We start from the raw sequence: 15,624 nt of genomic DNA, 5'->3' as shown, positions 1-15,624 counted from the left end.
CCATTCGGTGCAAGGCAGGGCTGTGACGATCTCGCAACAGGAAATTCCGGGATGAGTGGCCGGCATCGATTTGCCCTTTTCAATTCCTGCGCGAGCGGCTAAAAGGCGAGCGTAACTCAACGCCAACACAAGGAGGCCCACATGGATATGACCGTGCTCACGCGCCTCCGCTGCCGGATTTCCATTTTTCTGGCCTAGGCGTTTCGCGGTTTCACGCAAACCTTTCCCTCTCTGATCCGTTACGCGGCCGGCATGCGGCCGCGCCATACTGAATTTTCGCCGTCAGGCCCTTGGCTCGCACCATGCGCGGCAAAGGGGACGGCAAATCCGACTTGCGGAGCTATTTTCATGTTCTCGTGGTTCGAACGGCGTGTTGATCCTTATCCGGACGAAGCGCCCTCACTGCCGCCCGCCGGCCTTGCGGCCTTCCTGTGGCACTATACCAAGCCGGTCTGGCCGTGGGTCGTCATCATGTCGACCTGCACGATGCTGATCGCGGTCGGCGAAGTGGCGCTGTTCCAGTTCCTCGGCGACATCGTCGATTGGCTGTCAAATGCCGATCGGGCGACCTTCCTTCAAAGCGAGGGGCCGAAACTGTTCTTCATGGCCTTCGTGGTGCTGATCGGATTGCCGGCGGTCGCGACGCTCAATTCGCTGATCATGCATCAGATCCTGATGGGTAATTTCCCGATGATCGCCCGCTGGCAGATGCATCGGTTCCTGCTCAGGCACTCGATGACGTTCTTCGCCAACGAGTTTGCCGGCCGCGTCTCGACCAAGGTGATGCAGACCTCGCTCGCCATCCGTGAAACGGTGATGAAGGTGCTCGACGTGTTCGTCTACGTCTTCACCTATTTCATCTCGATGATCGCGATCGTCGCGGCGGCGGATCTGCGCCTTGCGGTGCCGCTCGTCCTCTGGATCGTCTGCTACTCGATGACAGTCGCCTATTACGTGCCGCGTCTGAGGAAGATTTCGGCGGAACAGGCGGATGCGCGTTCGATGATGACCGGTCGCGTGGTGGACAGCTATACGAACATCGCCACCGTCAAGCTTTTCTCGCATGCGGGAAGGGAAGAGGCCTATGCGCAGGACGCGATGGATATCTTCCTGAAAACCGTCCATGCGCAGATGCGCAAGGTGACGGGTTTCCAGGCGCTGGTCTATTTCTACAACTGCGTGGCGCTGTTTACCGTCGGCGCGTTGTCGATCTGGTTCTGGCTCGATGGCGTCATCTCGATCGGGGCGATCGCCATCGCCATCGGCCTTGCGATGCGTATCAACGGCATGTCGCAATGGGTGATGTGGGAAGTCTCTGCGCTCTTTGAAAACATCGGCACCGTCTATGACGGCATGTCGATGATGACAAAGGCGCATGACGTGGTGGACCGGAATGGCGCTTCGGCGCTGACGGCGAAAAAAGGCCATATCCGCTACGACAACGTCCACTTCCACTATGGCAAGGGCAAGGGCGTCATCGAAGGCCTGACGCTCGATATCCCGGCCGGGCAGAAGATCGGTCTGGTCGGCCGCTCCGGCGCCGGCAAGACGACGCTGATGAACCTGCTGTTGCGCTTCTACGATCTGGAGGGCGGCCGCATCACCATCGATGGCCAGGACATATCGACCGTGACGCAGGACAGCCTGCGTTCGCTGATCGGCGTGGTCACCCAGGATACCTCGCTGCTGCACCGCTCGATCCGCGACAACATCGCCTACGGCAAGCCGGACGCGACCGATGCGGACATCATCGAGGCGGCAAAGCGGGCAAACGCCTGGGAGTTCATCGACGGACTTGCCGACATGCAGGGACGCAAGGGTCTCGACGCGCATGTGGGCGAACGCGGCGTGAAGCTTTCCGGCGGGCAGCGGCAGCGCATCGCGATCGCCCGCGTCTTCCTCAAGGACGCGCCGATCTTGGTGCTCGACGAGGCGACCTCGGCGCTCGACAGTGAAGTCGAAGCGGCAATCCAGGAGAACCTGTTCGCGCTGATGGAGGGCAAGACGGTGATTGCGATTGCGCACCGCCTGTCGACGCTCACCGAAATGGACCGGCTGATCGTGCTCGATCGCGGCCGGATCGTCGAGGCCGGCACTCACCGCGAACTCGCTCAGAGCGGAGGCATCTACGCCGACCTCTGGAATCGCCAGTCTGGCGGCTTCATCGGCCATGACGACGTGATCGAGGAAGAGGCGGCGGAGTAATCTCCGCCGTCGTCCCTCTTGCTCGGGGGTAGATATTCCAGGGCATGCTTCGGCAGAATTCAGATTCGGTTTTCGCGGGTGTGCCAGATACGAAGAAGAAAAATCATCTCGCCCTGTATCTCGTATCGCAATTCGTAGTCACCAATCAAAAGTCGTCGGATTTCGCGCGGTGCGAACTCATCCAGCCTTTCGCCAAGCCGCGGATGCTGGATGAGTTTCTTGGGTGCTGCAGCCAGGTTTTGAGCCGTGCGCGCCGCCGCGGGTGCGTTCACCGCGGCCAGAAAATCATGAAGGCGGTTGAGATCGGACACCGCCTTTGACGACCACTTCAATTCCATCAGAGGGGACGGGGCAGAGGTTTGTCAGTTCCCAGACTGGAAACCCATTTTTCGACCTCTTCCTGATCGACCACGTTTCCCGCATCGACGTCCGCCATTGCCTCCAGCGTCAGCCGCCGCCGCTCCTCTTCGAGCTCGATCCAGCTGGCGAGTGCCTGCTTGACGATCCAGCCCCTTGAACGCTCCAGGCGGGTTGCCAGTTCGTCCACTTTCTCAGCCAGCTGAACCGGCACATGTGTCGTCAGAACGCGGGTTTCCATAGGAACTCCTTTGGGACAAATCATAATGATTGATCCTGATTATGTCCAATGGGCGCCAAGGTCCGCCCGGCAGGCCTTCCACATTAAGAAAATGTAAGCCGCCGCCTGGCGGCTTTCGCTTTGCCGCCGATCAGAATCCGCCTATATCCGGTCCATGTTGAAACCGGTCTTCCGCATCTTCGAAAGCTTTATCAAGCCGTTTGCGAGGCGGGACGACCTGAAACCGCCTGTGGGCCTGATCGGCTTCGTCTGGTTCTATGTCAGCCAGGCCAAGCTTCCCTTCTTCGCCATGCTGGTGCTTGGCGGTCTTGCCGCCGGCGTCGAGGCGGCGATGTTCTGGTATGTCGGTCGCCTGGTCGATATCCTCGACACGACGAAGCCCGCCGACGGATGGTCGGGACTTTTGGCCAACCATGGCACCGAACTGGTGGTCATGGCGCTGGTGGTCGGCATTGGCCGCTTCCTGATCGGGCTGATGACGGCGCTGGTCGACCAGCAGATCATCACGCCCGGTTTCTACAACCTGGTGCGCTGGCAGTCGTACATCCATGTGTCGCGCCAGTCGCTATCCTTTTTCCAGAACGATTTCTCCGGCCGGATCGTCACGAAAGTCTGGTCGGCGGGGCAGGCGACAGGCGACGTGCTGACCTCCTTCATGGAAAGCGTCTGGTTCGTCGGCATCTATTCCGTTTCGACCATCGCGCTGGTCGCAGGGCTCGACTGGCGGCTCGCCGTGGTCGTCGTCGCATGGCTTGCGATCTTCGCGCTGCTCGCCCGCCATTACGTGCCGCGCATCCGCGAACACTCCAAGGCCTCGGCCGAGGCCGGGTCGATGATCAGCGGCCGCATGGTCGACGCCTATTCGAACATCCAGACGCTCCGGCTGTTCGGCCGCGACGAGGCGAACGACCGCTATATGCTCTCCGGTTTCGAGAGCTTCCAGGCGACGATCATCGCGTTCACCCGACTGCTCACCAGCGTGCGCGCCTCGATGGCCTTCCTCTCAGGCACGATGATCGTCACCATGGCGGCGATGAGCGTGCATCTCTGGCTCTCCGGCCTGATCTCATCGGGTGCGGTCGCCTTCACCATGGCGCTGATGCTGCGGCTGAATTTCCTGCTCGGCCGGCTGATGACGCAGCTCAACGGCATCATGCGCAATATCGGCACGATCCAGAATTCGGCCGAGCTGATCTCGCAGCCGATCGGGCTGGTGGATGCGCCGGATGCAACGCAGCTGGTGGTAAAACGCCCGGAAATCCGTTTCGAGAATGTCAGCTTCCATTATGGCAAGGCGAAGGGCGTCATCGACAATCTGTCGCTCACCATCCGTCCGGGCGAGAAGCTCGGCATCGTCGGGCGCTCCGGCGCCGGCAAGTCGACCCTCGTCAACCTGCTCCTGCGGTTTTACGATCTCGAAGGCGGCCGGATCCTGATCGATGGGCAGGATATCGCCAAGGCGACGCAAGAATCATTGCGGGGCCAGATCGGCATGGTGACCCAGGATACCTCGCTGCTGCACCGGTCGATCCGCGACAATATCCTGTTCGGCCGGCCGGATGCGACCGAGGCACAGCTTGTCGAGGCGGCGCGCAAGGCTGAAGCCGACACGTTCATCGCGGCTCTCGAAGACCAGCGCGGCCGCAAGGGGTTCGACGCGCATGTGGGCGAACGCGGCGTCAAGCTTTCCGGCGGCCAGCGCCAGCGTGTCGCGATCGCCCGCGTGATGATCAAGGATGCGCCGATCCTGGTGCTCGACGAGGCGACCTCGGCGCTTGATTCTGAGGTGGAAGCGGCGATCCAGTCGAACCTGGAGCGGCTGATGCAGGGCAAGACCGTGCTCGCCATCGCCCACCGGCTCTCGACGATCGCAGCGCTCGACCGCCTCATCGTCATGGACAAGGGCCGGATCATCGAGGACGGCACACACAACGAACTGATCGCGCGGCGAGGGCTCTATTCGGAGCTCTGGGCGCGCCAATCCGGCGGCTTCCTGGCGGCGGATGCCGCCCAGTAATAGGCTCACTGTCCGGTGATGGCGATCTCGGCGATCAGCCCGTAGTGGTTCGAGCCGTGTGCATCGGCAATGCGGGTCAGGGACTTTATCTTGAGCGGCGCCCGCGCATAGACGTGGTCGATCGGCAGGCCGAACGCGCCTGCCCGGATCGGCCAGGTGGCGGGTTCGAATGGGGCGGTGGCCAGATCGGTATTGTTCAGGAACCGGCGCATGTTGGGCGCGAGGCTCGAGGCATTGAAATCGCCGGAGAGGAGCAGGGGGCCGCTTGTTTCCGAGATCGCCAGTGCGGCGCGGTCGAGTTCCAGCGAGTGGAAATTGTCGAAATAGGGCTTGGTCGTATGCATGCCGACGAAATTGATCGGCCGGCCGGCGACGGTCACTTTCGCAAGGATGAAGCGATCCGGGAAGATGTCGCTTAGAGACTGGACCATCGGCGCCTCGATCGGCACCTTGGAAAGCATCAGCTGGTCGCAATCTTCGATCAGCACTCCACAGCCGACCCGGTAGGGATAGGTCTTCGCCAGCTCATTCATATAGACCCTGAGCGGTGCTGCTTCCATGATGTTGACGAGGTCGGCGCCGGAAGATCGGATGGTCTCGACGATGTCTTCGGCTTGGTCGAAGTTGTCGTTGAGGATGTTGAAGGACATCAGCTTGAAGGTCGGCGCATTGGCATCCGCCGACGTCATCGGGGCCGCGAAACCGCGGCTCATCAGCACGGCGTGGCCGGCGAAGAGCAGCGAGACTGCGAACAGCAGCCAAACGACGAAGTGGCGCTTGATGAGCAGCGCAACGGCCACGGCCGCCACGCAGACCGCCGCCGCGTGCAGCTGCAGGCTGTAAAGCGTTCCCAAAATCCAGTGAGGGTGTACGTAACGCGTCCCGATCGCCATCAGTACGAGCGACACGATGACGCAGATGGCAACCGATAGTGTTTGTCTCATTCGGGTATGTCCGGGACGGCCGCCTTCTGTCGTGCGGTTGGACTAACATGAGGCCGGTTTTGTTGCAATGCGGCACGCGGCAAGGGAGTTAACGGGAAGCGCGCATCTTCCGCCATTTTCTTGAAAAAGGCCTGATTTTTCCGGGCCGAGCAGGCCTTGCCGCGCCATGTTCGGCGGCCCTGTGTTCTGCCCGACACGCCGCCCCGGAACCCTTCGGGTTTTCCCGCGACAAACTGGTCGCAGCCCCTTGCCAAGGCTGGACATATTTTGCGATCAAGCATAGAACGCGCCGGATTGCTGGGGAATCTATGGTCGAATTGTGTTCAACCGAGATTCGCCGGGACGGGGGCAGGGCGGTTTCCGCGAATTGCGTGAGAAGGATGATTGAGCCGTGAGCGAGCACGACACACATAGCGAAATACCGGGCGAGCCCACTCGCCGTGATTTCCTTTACCTGACGACCGGTATGGCCGGCGCCGTCGGCGCTGTTTCCGTGGCATGGCCCTTCATCGACCAGATGCGTCCGGATGCTTCGACGCTGGCGCTCGCCTCGATCGAGGTCAATGTCGCCGCTCTCCAGCCGGGCATGTCGCTGACCGTCAAGTGGCGCGGCAAGCCGGTGTTCATCCGCAACCGCACCCCGGAAGAAATCAAGGCTGCCGCCGACGTGCCGATGGCCGCGCTCAAGGATCCGGTCGCCCGCAACGCCAACCTGGCGCCAGATGCGAAGGCGACCGGCATCGACCGCTCGGGCGGCGCCGGCAAGGAAAACTGGATCGTGATGATCGGCTCCTGCACCCATCTCGGCTGCGTGCCGCTCGGCCAGTCCGGCGAATACAATGGATGGTTCTGTCCGTGCCACGGGTCGGTCTACGATACGGCTGGCCGTATCCGCAAAGGTCCGGCTCCGGAGAACCTCGCCATTCCGACTTTCAGTTTTAAGTCCGATACAGTTATCCAGATCGGGTGAGGGGATAAATACCTATGAGCGGTCATTCCACATACCAGCCATCGACCGGCATCGAGAAGTGGATCGATTCGCGGCTTCCGCTGCCGCGCATGATCCATGACAGCTTCATCTCCTACCCCGTTCCGCGCAATCTGAACTATGCCTATACCTTCGGCGCCATGCTGGCGGTGATGCTGATCGTCCAGATCATCACCGGCGTCGTGCTCGCCATGCACTATGTGGCGTCGACCGGCGCTGCCTTCGACTCGGTCGAAAAGATCATGCGCGACGTCAACCACGGCTGGCTGCTGCGTTACATGCATGCCAACGGCGCATCGTTCTTCTTCGTTGCCGTCTATCTCCACATCGCCCGCGGCCTCTATTACGGGTCGTACAAGGCGCCCCGTGAAATCCTCTGGATCCTCGGCGTGGTGATCTACCTGCTGATGATGGCGACCGGCTTCATGGGCTACGTTCTGCCCTGGGGTCAGATGTCGTTCTGGGGCGCGACCGTCATCACCGGCTTCTTCTCGGCCTTCCCGCTGGTCGGCGAATGGATCCAGCAGTTCCTGCTCGGCGGTTTTGCCGTCGATCAGCCGACGCTGAACCGCTTCTTCTCGCTGCACTACCTGCTGCCCTTCATGATCGCCGGCGTCGTCGTGCTGCACATCTGGGCGCTGCATGTCACCGGCCAGACCAATCCGACCGGCGTCGAAGTCAAGACCAAGACCGATACCGTCGCCTTCACGCCCTATGCGACGATGAAGGATGCGCTCGGCGTCTCCGTGTTCCTGATCGTCTACGCATGGTTCATCTTCTATATGCCGAACTTCCTCGGCCATCCGGACAACTACATTCCGGCTGACGCCCTGAAGACGCCGGCTCACATCGTTCCGGAATGGTATTATCTGCCCTTCTACGCAATGCTGCGCGCAATCACCTTCAATGTCGGTCCGATCGACTCCAAGCTCGGCGGCGTTCTGGTGATGTTCGGTTCGATCATCATCCTGTTCTTCCTGCCCTGGCTCGACACCTCGAAGGTTCGCTCCGCCGTCTACCGTCCCTGGTACCAGGTGTTCTTCTGGCTGTTCGTCGCCAATGCCATCATGCTCGGCTGGCTTGGCTCGCAGCCGGCGGAAGGCATCTTCACGACGCTCTCGCAGCTCGGCACGGTCTACTACTTCGGCTTCTTCCTCGTGATCATGCCGCTGCTCGGCCTGTTCGAAACGCCGAGGCGCATTCCGAACTCCATCACGGAAGCAGTTCTTGAAAAAAAGAACGGCAAATCCGCCGAAGCCCGCGCCTGACGCCTGCGACCGAGAGGGATTAGAAATATGAAAAAGCTTGTTACGAGCCTCGTCTCGCTGGCCTTCCTGGCGGGAATGGGCGTTGCCTCGGCCGTGGCGCAGGAAAATCACGCTGCGGCCCCGGCCGCAGAACATTCGGAAACGCCGCATTTTCCGATCAACCATCCCAAGGAAACCGATTGGAGCTTTGCCGGTCCTTTCGGTCACTACGACAAGGGCCAGTTGCAGCGCGGCCTGAAGATCTACACGGAAGTCTGTTCCGCCTGCCATTCGATGCGCCTCGTTTCCTTCCGCACGCTGGAAGGTCTCGGTTACTCGGAAGCGCAGGTGAAGGCGTTCGCGGCCAACTACAAGGTCCAGGACGGCCCGAACGACGAGGGCGAGATGTTCGAACGCACCGCCGTTCCGTCCGACTACTTTCCGTCGCCATTCCCGAACACCCAGGCTGCTGCTGCCGCCAACAACGGCGCCGCACCGCCGGACATGTCGCTGCTCGCCAAGGCGCGCGGCGTGACCCGCGGCTTCCCGCAGTTCATCTGGGACATGTTCACTCAGTACCAGCAGGGCGGCCCTGACTATATCCATTCGCTGCTGACCGGTTACCAGGAGCCGCCGGCCGGCGTCCAGGTTCCTCCGGGCGGCCACTACAATCCGTATTTCTCCGCCGCGGCTTCGCTCGCCATGGCGCCGCCGCTCAGCGCCGACCAGGTGACCTACGAGGACGGTACGCCGCAGACGGTCGACCAGTATGCCAAGGATGTCGCCGCCTTCCTGATGTGGGCCGCCGAGCCGCACCTCGAAGAACGCAAGCGCACCGGCTTCATGGTGATGATCTTCCTCCTGATCTTCACCGGCCTGATCTACCTGACCAAGAAGTCGGTCTATGCCAGCAAGGAACACTGAGGTTTTCACCTCGTGATCTGAAAAAGGCGGCCTCCGGGCTGCCTTTTTTGTTGGGAGGAGAGTCATCCGTTGATAGGCTCGTCCTCCTTCTGCCGCCAAATATGTGGGTCACATGTCTTCCAAAAACGCTCTCACCGCTGCCATCCGCTCCATCCCGGATTATCCGAAACCGGGCATCATCTTCCGCGACATCACCACGCTGCTCGGCGACGCCGTCGCCTTCAGGCAGGCAGTGGATGAGCTGGTGGCGCCCTATGCGGGCCTTGGCATCGACAAGATCGCCGGCATCGAGGCCCGCGGCTTCATCCTCGGCGGCGCGCTGGCGCATCAGCTGAAGGCTGGTTTCGTGCCGATCCGCAAGAAGGGCAAGCTGCCGCACCAGACGGTGCGGATGGCCTACAGCCTCGAATACGGAACCGACGAGATGGAGATCCATGTGGATGCGGTAAAGGCCGGCGAGAAAGTGATCCTCACCGACGACCTGATTGCGACAGGCGGCACCGCGGAAGGTGCCGTGAAGCTGCTGCGCCAGCTTGGGGCCGAGATCGTCTCGGCCTGCTTTGTCATCGACCTGCCGGATCTCGGCGGACGCAGGAAGCTCGAAGAACTCGGTGTCGAGGTCAGAACGCTGGTCGAGTTTTCAGGCCATTGATAGGCCGCCGCCGCGAAGACTGATCCGGGTGAGGGGCAAATCCCTCACGCGAATTCCAGCACCGTGCCTTCGTAGCGCATCACCACGTCGCCATGCTGGTTCACGCCGTCACAGACTGTCATGTTGATCCAGGTGCCGGGACGCGAGGCGAGCGAGCGGCTCTCGGTCAGCGCGACGGAATAGGTGATGCTGTCGCCGGCATAGACCGGTTTCAGCCATTGCAGCTTCCTGAAGCCGGCCGAAGGCCCGAGCTTCGGGGCTGTGATACCCTCGCTTTCGAGCCGCGCTACTTCCGCTTTCCAATAGGCGACATAAGTCTTCATCCAGCCGGCGCAGGTGTGCCAGCCGGAAGCGCAGAGAGCGCCGAAAACGTAGTTCTTGGCGGCCTCCGCATCCACGTGAAATGGCTGCGGATCGAATTTACGGGCGTAGCGGACGATGTCCTCGGCGGTGAAGAGAAGCGTTCCGGTGATGACCTTCCTGCCGGGCGGGGAAAGTTCGATCAGCCTCATGCGGCATTCTCCTCGGCGTCGCGCAGCCGCATCATGATCGGGTTCTCGCCGCGCATGACGATCTCGCCGCGCTGGTTCTCCACCTCGTGCAGGAATTTCACCATGCCGATGCCCGGGCGGGAGCGAAGGGTGCGGGATTCAAGCACCGTCGAGCGGCCGGACAGCATGTCGCCGGCCAGAACCGGCCGTTTCCATTCCATGAACTCGATGCCGGGTGAACCCTCCGACGACGAGCTGGACAGCCAGCCGTCGTACATCATCCGCATGAACATGCTCGCCGTATGCCAGCCCGACGCAGACAAACCGCCGAGTATGCTCGCTTTGCCGGCGGCTTCGTCGATGTGCATTGGCTGCGGATCGAACTCCGCGGCGAATTCGACGATCTCGTCAGCCGTCACCAGCTTGGAGGCCAGGGGCAAGGATCGGCCCGGAGGAAAGTCCTCGAAATAAAGCATTGGCACTGCCTTTGGTCGTTCTGAAAGCGGCGCCACATTAGAAAATGATGGGCGGTGTAACAATCTCTTTTCAGCATGATTTTTAAGGCCGGCAAAACGGCGAAACGCTACTGTGTTTTCAGGGAAATCATGCTCATGTGCCGGAGTGATGGACGCTTAATCGGGACGGATGCATGGCCACTCTCAGGCAGATATTGGACAAGGCCGCCGCCGCGGGCCTGATCGCGGCGAGCCAGGTGCGGGGCCTCGAGGCTCATCTCGCGCAGCATGGCGTGCGGGCGGATATCGCTGTCCCGGAGCCACAAGGTGTCATCGAGAGCGATATCGTCGATACGGAGGTGCCGCGTTTCATCCGCGGTTTTCACGATGTGCTGATCACCATCGGCGTGCTGATCGTCATGGCCGGCATCTGGGGGATCGGCTCGGTCCTCGCGCTGCTGCCGCTGATCATCGTGCTGGCGGAAATCCTGGTGGTGCGCCAGCGGCTGGCGCTGCCGGCGGTGGTGCTGAGCCTTGCCACAGTTGTCTGGACCGTGTTCACGACGATGGCGGTGCTCGACGGGCTGGATATTCACCCGACCGGCGTCGGCTCGATCCTGCTGGTCCTGTTGCCCCTTCCGGCGGTCATGGGCCTGTTCTACTGGCGCTACCGCATTCCGATCGCCCTTGCGGCTCTGCTGCTTTCGGCCTTTGCCCTCGCTCTGACTGTTGTCATCTATCTTCTCGGCCGGGCCTCCGGCACCGGCGACTTTGTCGAGAGCTTCCCGCTGCTATCGTCGGCCATCTTCTTCCTGTCGGCGGTCGGGCTGTTTTCGGTGGCGATGGGCTACGACCTTTCCGATCCGTTGCGGGTGACGCGGCGGTCGGATATCGCGTTCTGGATCCATCTCGCCGCGGCGCCGGCGCTGCTTTACGCGATGCTCTCCTTCGTTTTCCTGCGGAAGGGAACCGGGCTTCTATCGCCCGACCGCTTCGGCGCCTATGACAGTGCCGGGCAGGTTCTGGTGATCGTCATCTTGCTGATGACGATCGGCCTGATCATCGACCGCCGCGCTTTCGTGACCTCGGGTCTGGTCTCGCTGATCGCCGCGGTTGTCAGCATTCTTGCAAAGGGCGATCTCGGCGGCGGCAGCGCCGTCTTCGTCGCGCTGCTGGTGGTCGGCTCGGTGGTGCTGGTGATCGGTGTCGGCTGGCCGCAATTGCGGCGGCTGGCGGTCGGCATTCTTCCGGACACGCTGAAAACAAAACTGCCGCCACTCAGGTGAGGGCGGCAGCTAAAGGTTCCGCAAGCGGGCGCTGCGATCAGGTGTTGAAGCGGAAGTGGATCACGTCGCCGTCCTGGACGACATATTCCTTGCCTTCGTCGCGGCCCTTGCCGGCTTCCTTGGCGCCGACTTCGCCCTTGAAGGCGATGTAGTCGTCATAGGCGATGGTGAAGGCACGGATGAAGCCGCGTTCGAAGTCGGTATGAATGACGCCGGCGGCTGCCGGTGCCTTGGTGCCGCGCACGATCGTCCAGGCGCGGGTTTCCTTCGGGCCGACGGTGAAATAGGTGATCAGGTCGAGCAGGTGGTAACCGGCGCGGATCAGCCGGTCGAGGCCGGCTTCCTCGAGGCCGAGGGCCGACAGGAATTCCTTGGACTCTTCCTCGGGAAGCTGGGCCACTTCGGACTCGATCGCGGCCGAGATGATCACGCATTCGGCGCCTTGTTCCTTGGCCATGGCGGCGACGGCTTTTGTGTGCTCGTTGCCGGTCGAGGCATCGGCTTCCGCGACGTTGCAGACATAAAGAACCGGGTGCGAGGTCAGAAGGTTGAGGTCCTTCAGGATTTCGATCTCTTCGGGCGCCAGCGTCTTCAGGAGCAGACGTGCCGGCTTGCCGTCGTTCAGGAGCTTGATGACGGCATCCATGACCGGCAGCTGCGCGACGGAATCCTTGTCCTTGCTGGCGGCGCGCTTGCGGGTCTGCTCGACACGGCGCTCCAGGCTTTCGAGGTCGGCGAGCATCAGCTCGGTCTCGATCGTGTCGGCGTCGCCGACCGGATTGATGCGGCCTTCGACATGGGTGATATCGTCGTCCTCGAAGCAGCGCAGCACATGCACCACCGCATCGACTTCGCGGATATTGGCGAGGAACTTGTTGCCAAGGCCTTCACCCTTCGAGGCGCCGCGCACCAGGCCGGCGATATCGACGAAGGAAATGCGGGTGGGGATGATTTCCTTGGAGCCGGCGACCGCGGCCAGCTTCTGCATGCGCGGATCGGGCACGGCCACTTCGCCGGTATTCGGTTCGATCGTGCAGAACGGATAGTTGGCCGCCTGGGCGGCAGCCGTCTTGGTGAGTGCATTGAAGAGAGTAGACTTGCCGACATTCGGCAGGCCCACGATACCGCATTTGAAACCCATGGGTCCGGACCCTGTATCTGAAGAAATTTCGTTGCTGTGGCTATGGGGGAAAGTGCCCGGGCGGTCAAGGCTTGGCTGACGCGCCGGCTTGAAAGTAAGGTAAATGTGCCTTACTTTCAAGCGAGGAGACAGCGAATGACAAGGCTCAAAGTTACCGCAAAACGGCAGATAACCTTGAAGAAAGATGTTCTCGATCGTCTGGGCATCAAGCCGGGAGATCATCTCGACGTCAGTCAGCGTGCGGATGGCACGCTGGAATTGAGGCCCGTGAAGAAGAAGGCAGGAAAAATCGAAGATTTTTTCGGCAGCCTCAAGAACGAACATAATATCCACCTGACTCTGGACGAGATCAAGGAGGAGATCGAAAAGGCCTGGGCAGGTGAAAAGTGATCATCTTTGACACCAATGTACTGCTGCGCGCGTCCTTGGACGATGATTCCAGACAGTCACGCATCGCCCAAAAATATCTCGCCGAGGCTGACCAGATCGTAATTCCGCTTTACGCGTTTTGCGAGTTCGTATGGGTGATGTCGCGAAGCTACAAGCTCCGAAGGGAGACAGTCGTCTCCTCGGTTCTCAGACTCACCAACGCCGGTAACGTTATCTGCAACGAAGAGGCAGTCGAGGCGGGACTGGCGTTCTTTGCGGAAGGCGGCGATTTCGCCGACGGCGTGATCGAATTCGAGGGGCGCAAGCTCGGCGGCGATACGTTCGCGACCTTCGACAAGGAGGCCGCCTCGATCATCCGCGCAAAGGGTCGCGATTGCCTTTTACTGGACGCCAATTGATCCACCGTTCACCATCCGGTTGCTTGAAATTTTCCGGTTGCGGTGCGATATAGCCGGCATGTTCTCCCGATAGGATTGCATCGTCAGGAGAGGCCGATGGCCGAAGATACCACCCTAAAACCAAGGACGAAAACCAAGACCAAGCTGGAGCGGCCGAAGCTCTACAAGGTCCTGCTCGTCAACGACGACTACACGCCGCGCGAATTCGTGACCATGGTGCTGAAAGCCGTGTTCCGGATGAGCGAGGAAACCGGCTACCGGGTGATGCTGACCGCGCACCGGATGGGGCTGGCGGTCGTCGTCGTCTGTACCAAGGACATCGCCGAAACCAAGGCGAAGGAAGCGGTCGACCTTGCCAAGGAGGCGGGTTTCCCGCTGATGTTCATCACCGAGCCCGAGGAATAGAGAGGGTTACCTCTTTTTTCCCGCCTTCACGCCGAGCGCTTCGGCGCTGATCCAGAACACCGCGTCCTGCGATTCGGCCGTTTCCAGCCATAGGAGTTCGAGGTCGGGGAATTCCTCTTCGAGGATTTCGCGGCCCGAGCCGATTTCGCAGATCATCCCGCCGCCGACGTTGAGATGCGCCGGCGCTTCCGCCAGCAGCCGGCGGACGAGGTCGAGACCGTCGACGCCGCCGTCGAAGGCCATTGCCGGTTCGGAGCGGAATTCCGCCGGAAAACCGTCCATCGCTTCGTGATCCACATAGGGCGGGTTGGTGATGATCAGGTCGTATTTCTTGTTTCCGAGCGGCGCGAAGAGGTCGCCGTTGAAAAGCGTGAGCTGATCTTCGACGGCGTGTTCTGCAACGTTCAGCTTGGCCACTTCGAGTGCATCGGCTGAGAGGTCCACTGCATCGACCTCCGCATTCGGGAAGAATTTTGCCGCGAGGATCGCAAGGCAGCCGGAACCGGTGCAGATATCGACGGCGCTTTCGACGCTCAGCGGATCGGGCAGGAAGGTTGAGCCGTTCTCGCTCAGATATTCGCTGAACAGGATTTCGCCGATATGGGAGCGGGGAACGATCACCCGCTCGTCGACGAGAAAGCGCACGCCCTGGATATAGGCATGCCCGGTCAGGTAGGACGTGGGCTTGCGGGTGGTGACGCGGGCGACGATCCGCTCGGCCAGCAGCAGCCGTTCGGCCGGCAGAAGGCGGGCGTCGAGGAAGGGATCGAGCACGTCGATCGGCAGGTCGAGTGAGTCGAGGATCAGGAACGCAGCGTCGTCGCTTGCCGTTGTCGTCCCGTGGCCGTAGCTGAGGTTGGCGGCGCTGAAGCGGGAGATGGCATAACGCCAATAGTCGCGAAGGGTGACGAGTTCGCCGGTGATGTCATCCATGTTCGGGGCCTGGGTCATGTCGCGCTTCCATTTTCGATCGGCCTCCCATAGCCGCTCCGAAAGCGGCGCGCCACCCCTTTGAACGAGTGCTACGGCTCCTTATGGGCGGCGAATCTGGAAGCCGGTCTTGTTCTGCAGAAAGCCGCAGTTTTCATAAAAGCGCAGCGTTGCCGGGTCCTGCGAACCCGTCAGCAACATCACTTTGTAGCAGCCGTCACTCCAGGCCTGATCGATGGCCCTGCGGATGAGGACGCCGGCATAACCGCGCTTGCGGTGGTCGGCATGAGTGACGACGTTTTCGATCAGCGCATAGGGCGCGCCTTTGCGGGTGAGGTTCGGCACGACGATCAGTGTCACCGTGGCTGCCGCGCGCCCGTCTGCGAAGCCGATCAACACCGTCATGCCGGGCTGGGCGAGAATGGCGGCGAAACGCTGCTCGGCCAGCGCCGGCTCCGGGTCCGGGTCGTGGTTCAGGTGGTGATAGAGTTCGATCAGGTCGGCAAGATCGCCGTCGCGGGCCGGGCGAATGACGAAGTCGGCAGGGGGCATC

The 15,624-nt window shown here is 61.3% G+C and carries 18 protein-coding genes; 10 read left to right on the top strand and 8 right to left on the bottom strand.

Features of this window, described 5'->3' with window-relative positions; translation table 11 throughout:
* Positions 1-348: 348 nt before the first annotated feature.
* Entirely contained in the window at positions 349-2,205 is a 1,857-nt protein-coding gene (locus ACZ9IU_RS15135) for an ABC transporter ATP-binding protein (protein ID WP_038544249.1), read from the top strand.
* A 59-nt stretch (positions 2,206-2,264) separates the two neighbouring features.
* Here the strand turns inward: ACZ9IU_RS15135 and ACZ9IU_RS15130 are convergent, their stop codons facing one another.
* On the bottom strand, positions 2,265-2,543 hold the full coding sequence (locus tag ACZ9IU_RS15130; protein ID WP_038544248.1) for a type II toxin-antitoxin system RelE/ParE family toxin: 279 nt from the start codon (positions 2,541-2,543) through the stop codon (positions 2,265-2,267).
* Entirely contained in the window at positions 2,543-2,803 is a 261-nt protein-coding gene (locus tag ACZ9IU_RS15125) for a CopG family ribbon-helix-helix protein (RefSeq protein WP_038544246.1), read from the bottom strand. Before ACZ9IU_RS15125 ends, ACZ9IU_RS15130 begins: the two co-directional genes overlap by 1 nt.
* Before the next feature lie 154 nt (positions 2,804-2,957).
* On the opposite strand from ACZ9IU_RS15125, the gene ACZ9IU_RS15120 reads away from it, so the two are divergent.
* Positions 2,958-4,820 carry an ABC transporter ATP-binding protein gene (locus ACZ9IU_RS15120; RefSeq protein ID WP_038544244.1) on the top strand — a complete coding sequence of 621 codons (1,863 nt, stop codon included), beginning with the start codon at positions 2,958-2,960 and terminating at the stop codon, positions 4,818-4,820.
* Between the two features lie 5 nt (positions 4,821-4,825).
* Here the strand turns inward: ACZ9IU_RS15120 and ACZ9IU_RS15115 are convergent, their stop codons facing one another.
* Positions 4,826-5,764: an endonuclease/exonuclease/phosphatase family protein gene (locus ACZ9IU_RS15115; protein WP_038544243.1), complete on the bottom strand. Its 939-nt coding sequence runs from the start codon at positions 5,762-5,764 to the stop codon at positions 4,826-4,828.
* A gap of 391 nt (positions 5,765-6,155) precedes the next feature.
* Between ACZ9IU_RS15115 and petA the strand changes: the two genes are divergently transcribed.
* The 4 genes from petA to ACZ9IU_RS15095 all read left to right on the top strand — a co-directional run bounded on the left by petA (position 6,156) and on the right by ACZ9IU_RS15095 (position 9,575).
* Positions 6,156-6,734, top strand: coding sequence for a ubiquinol-cytochrome c reductase iron-sulfur subunit (petA, locus tag ACZ9IU_RS15110; RefSeq protein ID WP_038544239.1), 579 nt, complete (start codon positions 6,156-6,158; stop codon positions 6,732-6,734).
* A gap of 14 nt (positions 6,735-6,748) precedes the next feature.
* Positions 6,749-8,020, top strand: a complete 1,272-nt coding sequence (locus ACZ9IU_RS15105) for a cytochrome b (protein ID WP_038544238.1) — start codon at positions 6,749-6,751, stop codon at positions 8,018-8,020.
* Positions 8,021-8,047: 27 nt separating this feature from the next.
* Positions 8,048-8,923: a cytochrome c1 gene (locus tag ACZ9IU_RS15100; RefSeq protein ID WP_038544236.1), complete on the top strand. Its 876-nt coding sequence runs from the start codon at positions 8,048-8,050 to the stop codon at positions 8,921-8,923.
* A gap of 112 nt (positions 8,924-9,035) precedes the next feature.
* A complete protein-coding gene (locus tag ACZ9IU_RS15095; protein ID WP_038544234.1) occupies positions 9,036-9,575 on the top strand; it encodes an adenine phosphoribosyltransferase in 540 nt (179 codons plus the stop codon).
* 44 nt (positions 9,576-9,619) lie between these two features.
* On the opposite strand, the gene ACZ9IU_RS15090 is transcribed toward ACZ9IU_RS15095, so the two are convergent.
* Positions 9,620-10,087: a MaoC family dehydratase gene (locus ACZ9IU_RS15090; protein ID WP_038544232.1), complete on the bottom strand. Its 468-nt coding sequence runs from the start codon at positions 10,085-10,087 to the stop codon at positions 9,620-9,622.
* Positions 10,084-10,542, bottom strand: coding sequence for a MaoC family dehydratase (locus ACZ9IU_RS15085; protein ID WP_038544230.1), 459 nt, complete (start codon positions 10,540-10,542; stop codon positions 10,084-10,086). Before ACZ9IU_RS15085 ends, ACZ9IU_RS15090 begins: the two co-directional genes overlap by 4 nt.
* A gap of 173 nt (positions 10,543-10,715) precedes the next feature.
* Here ACZ9IU_RS15085 and ACZ9IU_RS15080 point away from each other — a divergent pair, with 173 nt between their 5' ends.
* Positions 10,716-11,807 (top strand): hypothetical protein, encoded by a 1,092-nt coding sequence (locus ACZ9IU_RS15080; protein WP_038544228.1) that lies wholly within the window; start codon positions 10,716-10,718, stop codon positions 11,805-11,807.
* Between the two features lie 37 nt (positions 11,808-11,844).
* Here the strand turns inward: ACZ9IU_RS15080 and ychF are convergent, their stop codons facing one another.
* Positions 11,845-12,948 carry a redox-regulated ATPase YchF gene (gene ychF / locus ACZ9IU_RS15075; RefSeq protein WP_038544226.1) on the bottom strand — a complete coding sequence of 368 codons (1,104 nt, stop codon included), beginning with the start codon at positions 12,946-12,948 and terminating at the stop codon, positions 11,845-11,847.
* A 42-nt stretch (positions 12,949-12,990) separates the two neighbouring features.
* Between ychF and ACZ9IU_RS15070 the strand changes: the two genes are divergently transcribed.
* The 3 genes from ACZ9IU_RS15070 to clpS all read left to right on the top strand — a co-directional run bounded on the left by ACZ9IU_RS15070 (position 12,991) and on the right by clpS (position 14,141).
* Positions 12,991-13,338, top strand: coding sequence for an AbrB/MazE/SpoVT family DNA-binding domain-containing protein (locus ACZ9IU_RS15070; RefSeq protein WP_244447521.1), 348 nt, complete (start codon positions 12,991-12,993; stop codon positions 13,336-13,338).
* A complete protein-coding gene (locus tag ACZ9IU_RS15065) occupies positions 13,335-13,736 on the top strand; it encodes a type II toxin-antitoxin system VapC family toxin (protein ID WP_051899772.1) in 402 nt (133 codons plus the stop codon). Before ACZ9IU_RS15070 ends, ACZ9IU_RS15065 begins: the two co-directional genes overlap by 4 nt.
* A gap of 96 nt (positions 13,737-13,832) precedes the next feature.
* Positions 13,833-14,141: an ATP-dependent Clp protease adapter ClpS gene (gene clpS, locus ACZ9IU_RS15060; RefSeq protein ID WP_038544222.1), complete on the top strand. Its 309-nt coding sequence runs from the start codon at positions 13,833-13,835 to the stop codon at positions 14,139-14,141.
* A gap of 6 nt (positions 14,142-14,147) precedes the next feature.
* Here the strand turns inward: clpS and prmB are convergent, their stop codons facing one another.
* Both prmB and ACZ9IU_RS15050 read right to left on the bottom strand, forming a co-directional pair.
* Complete coding sequence (gene prmB, locus ACZ9IU_RS15055; protein WP_038544221.1) at positions 14,148-15,092, bottom strand: 50S ribosomal protein L3 N(5)-glutamine methyltransferase; 945 nt, start codon at positions 15,090-15,092, stop codon at positions 14,148-14,150.
* Between the two features lie 81 nt (positions 15,093-15,173).
* Positions 15,174-15,623, bottom strand: coding sequence for a GNAT family N-acetyltransferase (locus ACZ9IU_RS15050; protein WP_038549451.1), 450 nt, complete (start codon positions 15,621-15,623; stop codon positions 15,174-15,176).
* Between the last annotated feature and the right edge of the window lies 1 nt (position 15,624).

It is taken from the genome of Mesorhizobium sp. USDA 4132, from assembly GCF_056279545.1.
This window is presented reverse-complemented; position numbering and strand designations above follow the sequence as displayed.

Bases quoted from the DNA above. Each gene is read 5' to 3' on its own strand.
- ACZ9IU_RS15105 (WP_038544238.1), top strand. From the start codon at position 6,749: ATGAGCGGTCATTCCACATACCAGCCATCGACCGGCATCGAGAAGTGG.
- ACZ9IU_RS15120 (WP_038544244.1), top strand. From the start codon at position 2,958: ATGTTGAAACCGGTCTTCCGCATCTTCGAAAGCTTTATCAAGCCGTTT.
- ACZ9IU_RS15130 (WP_038544248.1), bottom strand. From the start codon at position 2,543: ATGGAATTGAAGTGGTCGTCAAAGGCGGTGTCCGATCTCAACCGCCTT.
- ACZ9IU_RS15135 (WP_038544249.1), top strand. From the start codon at position 349: ATGTTCTCGTGGTTCGAACGGCGTGTTGATCCTTATCCGGACGAAGCG.
- ACZ9IU_RS15085 (WP_038544230.1), bottom strand. From the start codon at position 10,542: ATGCTTTATTTCGAGGACTTTCCTCCGGGCCGATCCTTGCCCCTGGCC.
- ACZ9IU_RS15095 (WP_038544234.1), top strand. From the start codon at position 9,036: ATGTCTTCCAAAAACGCTCTCACCGCTGCCATCCGCTCCATCCCGGAT.
- ACZ9IU_RS15070 (WP_244447521.1), top strand. From the start codon at position 12,991: ATGGGGGAAAGTGCCCGGGCGGTCAAGGCTTGGCTGACGCGCCGGCTT.
- clpS (WP_038544222.1), top strand. From the start codon at position 13,833: ATGGCCGAAGATACCACCCTAAAACCAAGGACGAAAACCAAGACCAAG.
- ACZ9IU_RS15050 (WP_038549451.1), bottom strand. From the start codon at position 15,623: ATGCCCCCTGCCGACTTCGTCATTCGCCCGGCCCGCGACGGCGATCTT.
- ACZ9IU_RS15080 (WP_038544228.1), top strand. From the start codon at position 10,716: ATGGCCACTCTCAGGCAGATATTGGACAAGGCCGCCGCCGCGGGCCTG.
- ychF (WP_038544226.1), bottom strand. From the start codon at position 12,948: ATGGGTTTCAAATGCGGTATCGTGGGCCTGCCGAATGTCGGCAAGTCT.
- ACZ9IU_RS15115 (WP_038544243.1), bottom strand. From the start codon at position 5,764: ATGAGACAAACACTATCGGTTGCCATCTGCGTCATCGTGTCGCTCGTA.
- ACZ9IU_RS15125 (WP_038544246.1), bottom strand. From the start codon at position 2,803: ATGGAAACCCGCGTTCTGACGACACATGTGCCGGTTCAGCTGGCTGAG.
- ACZ9IU_RS15090 (WP_038544232.1), bottom strand. From the start codon at position 10,087: ATGAGGCTGATCGAACTTTCCCCGCCCGGCAGGAAGGTCATCACCGGA.
- prmB (WP_038544221.1), bottom strand. From the start codon at position 15,092: ATGACCCAGGCCCCGAACATGGATGACATCACCGGCGAACTCGTCACC.
- ACZ9IU_RS15100 (WP_038544236.1), top strand. From the start codon at position 8,048: ATGAAAAAGCTTGTTACGAGCCTCGTCTCGCTGGCCTTCCTGGCGGGA.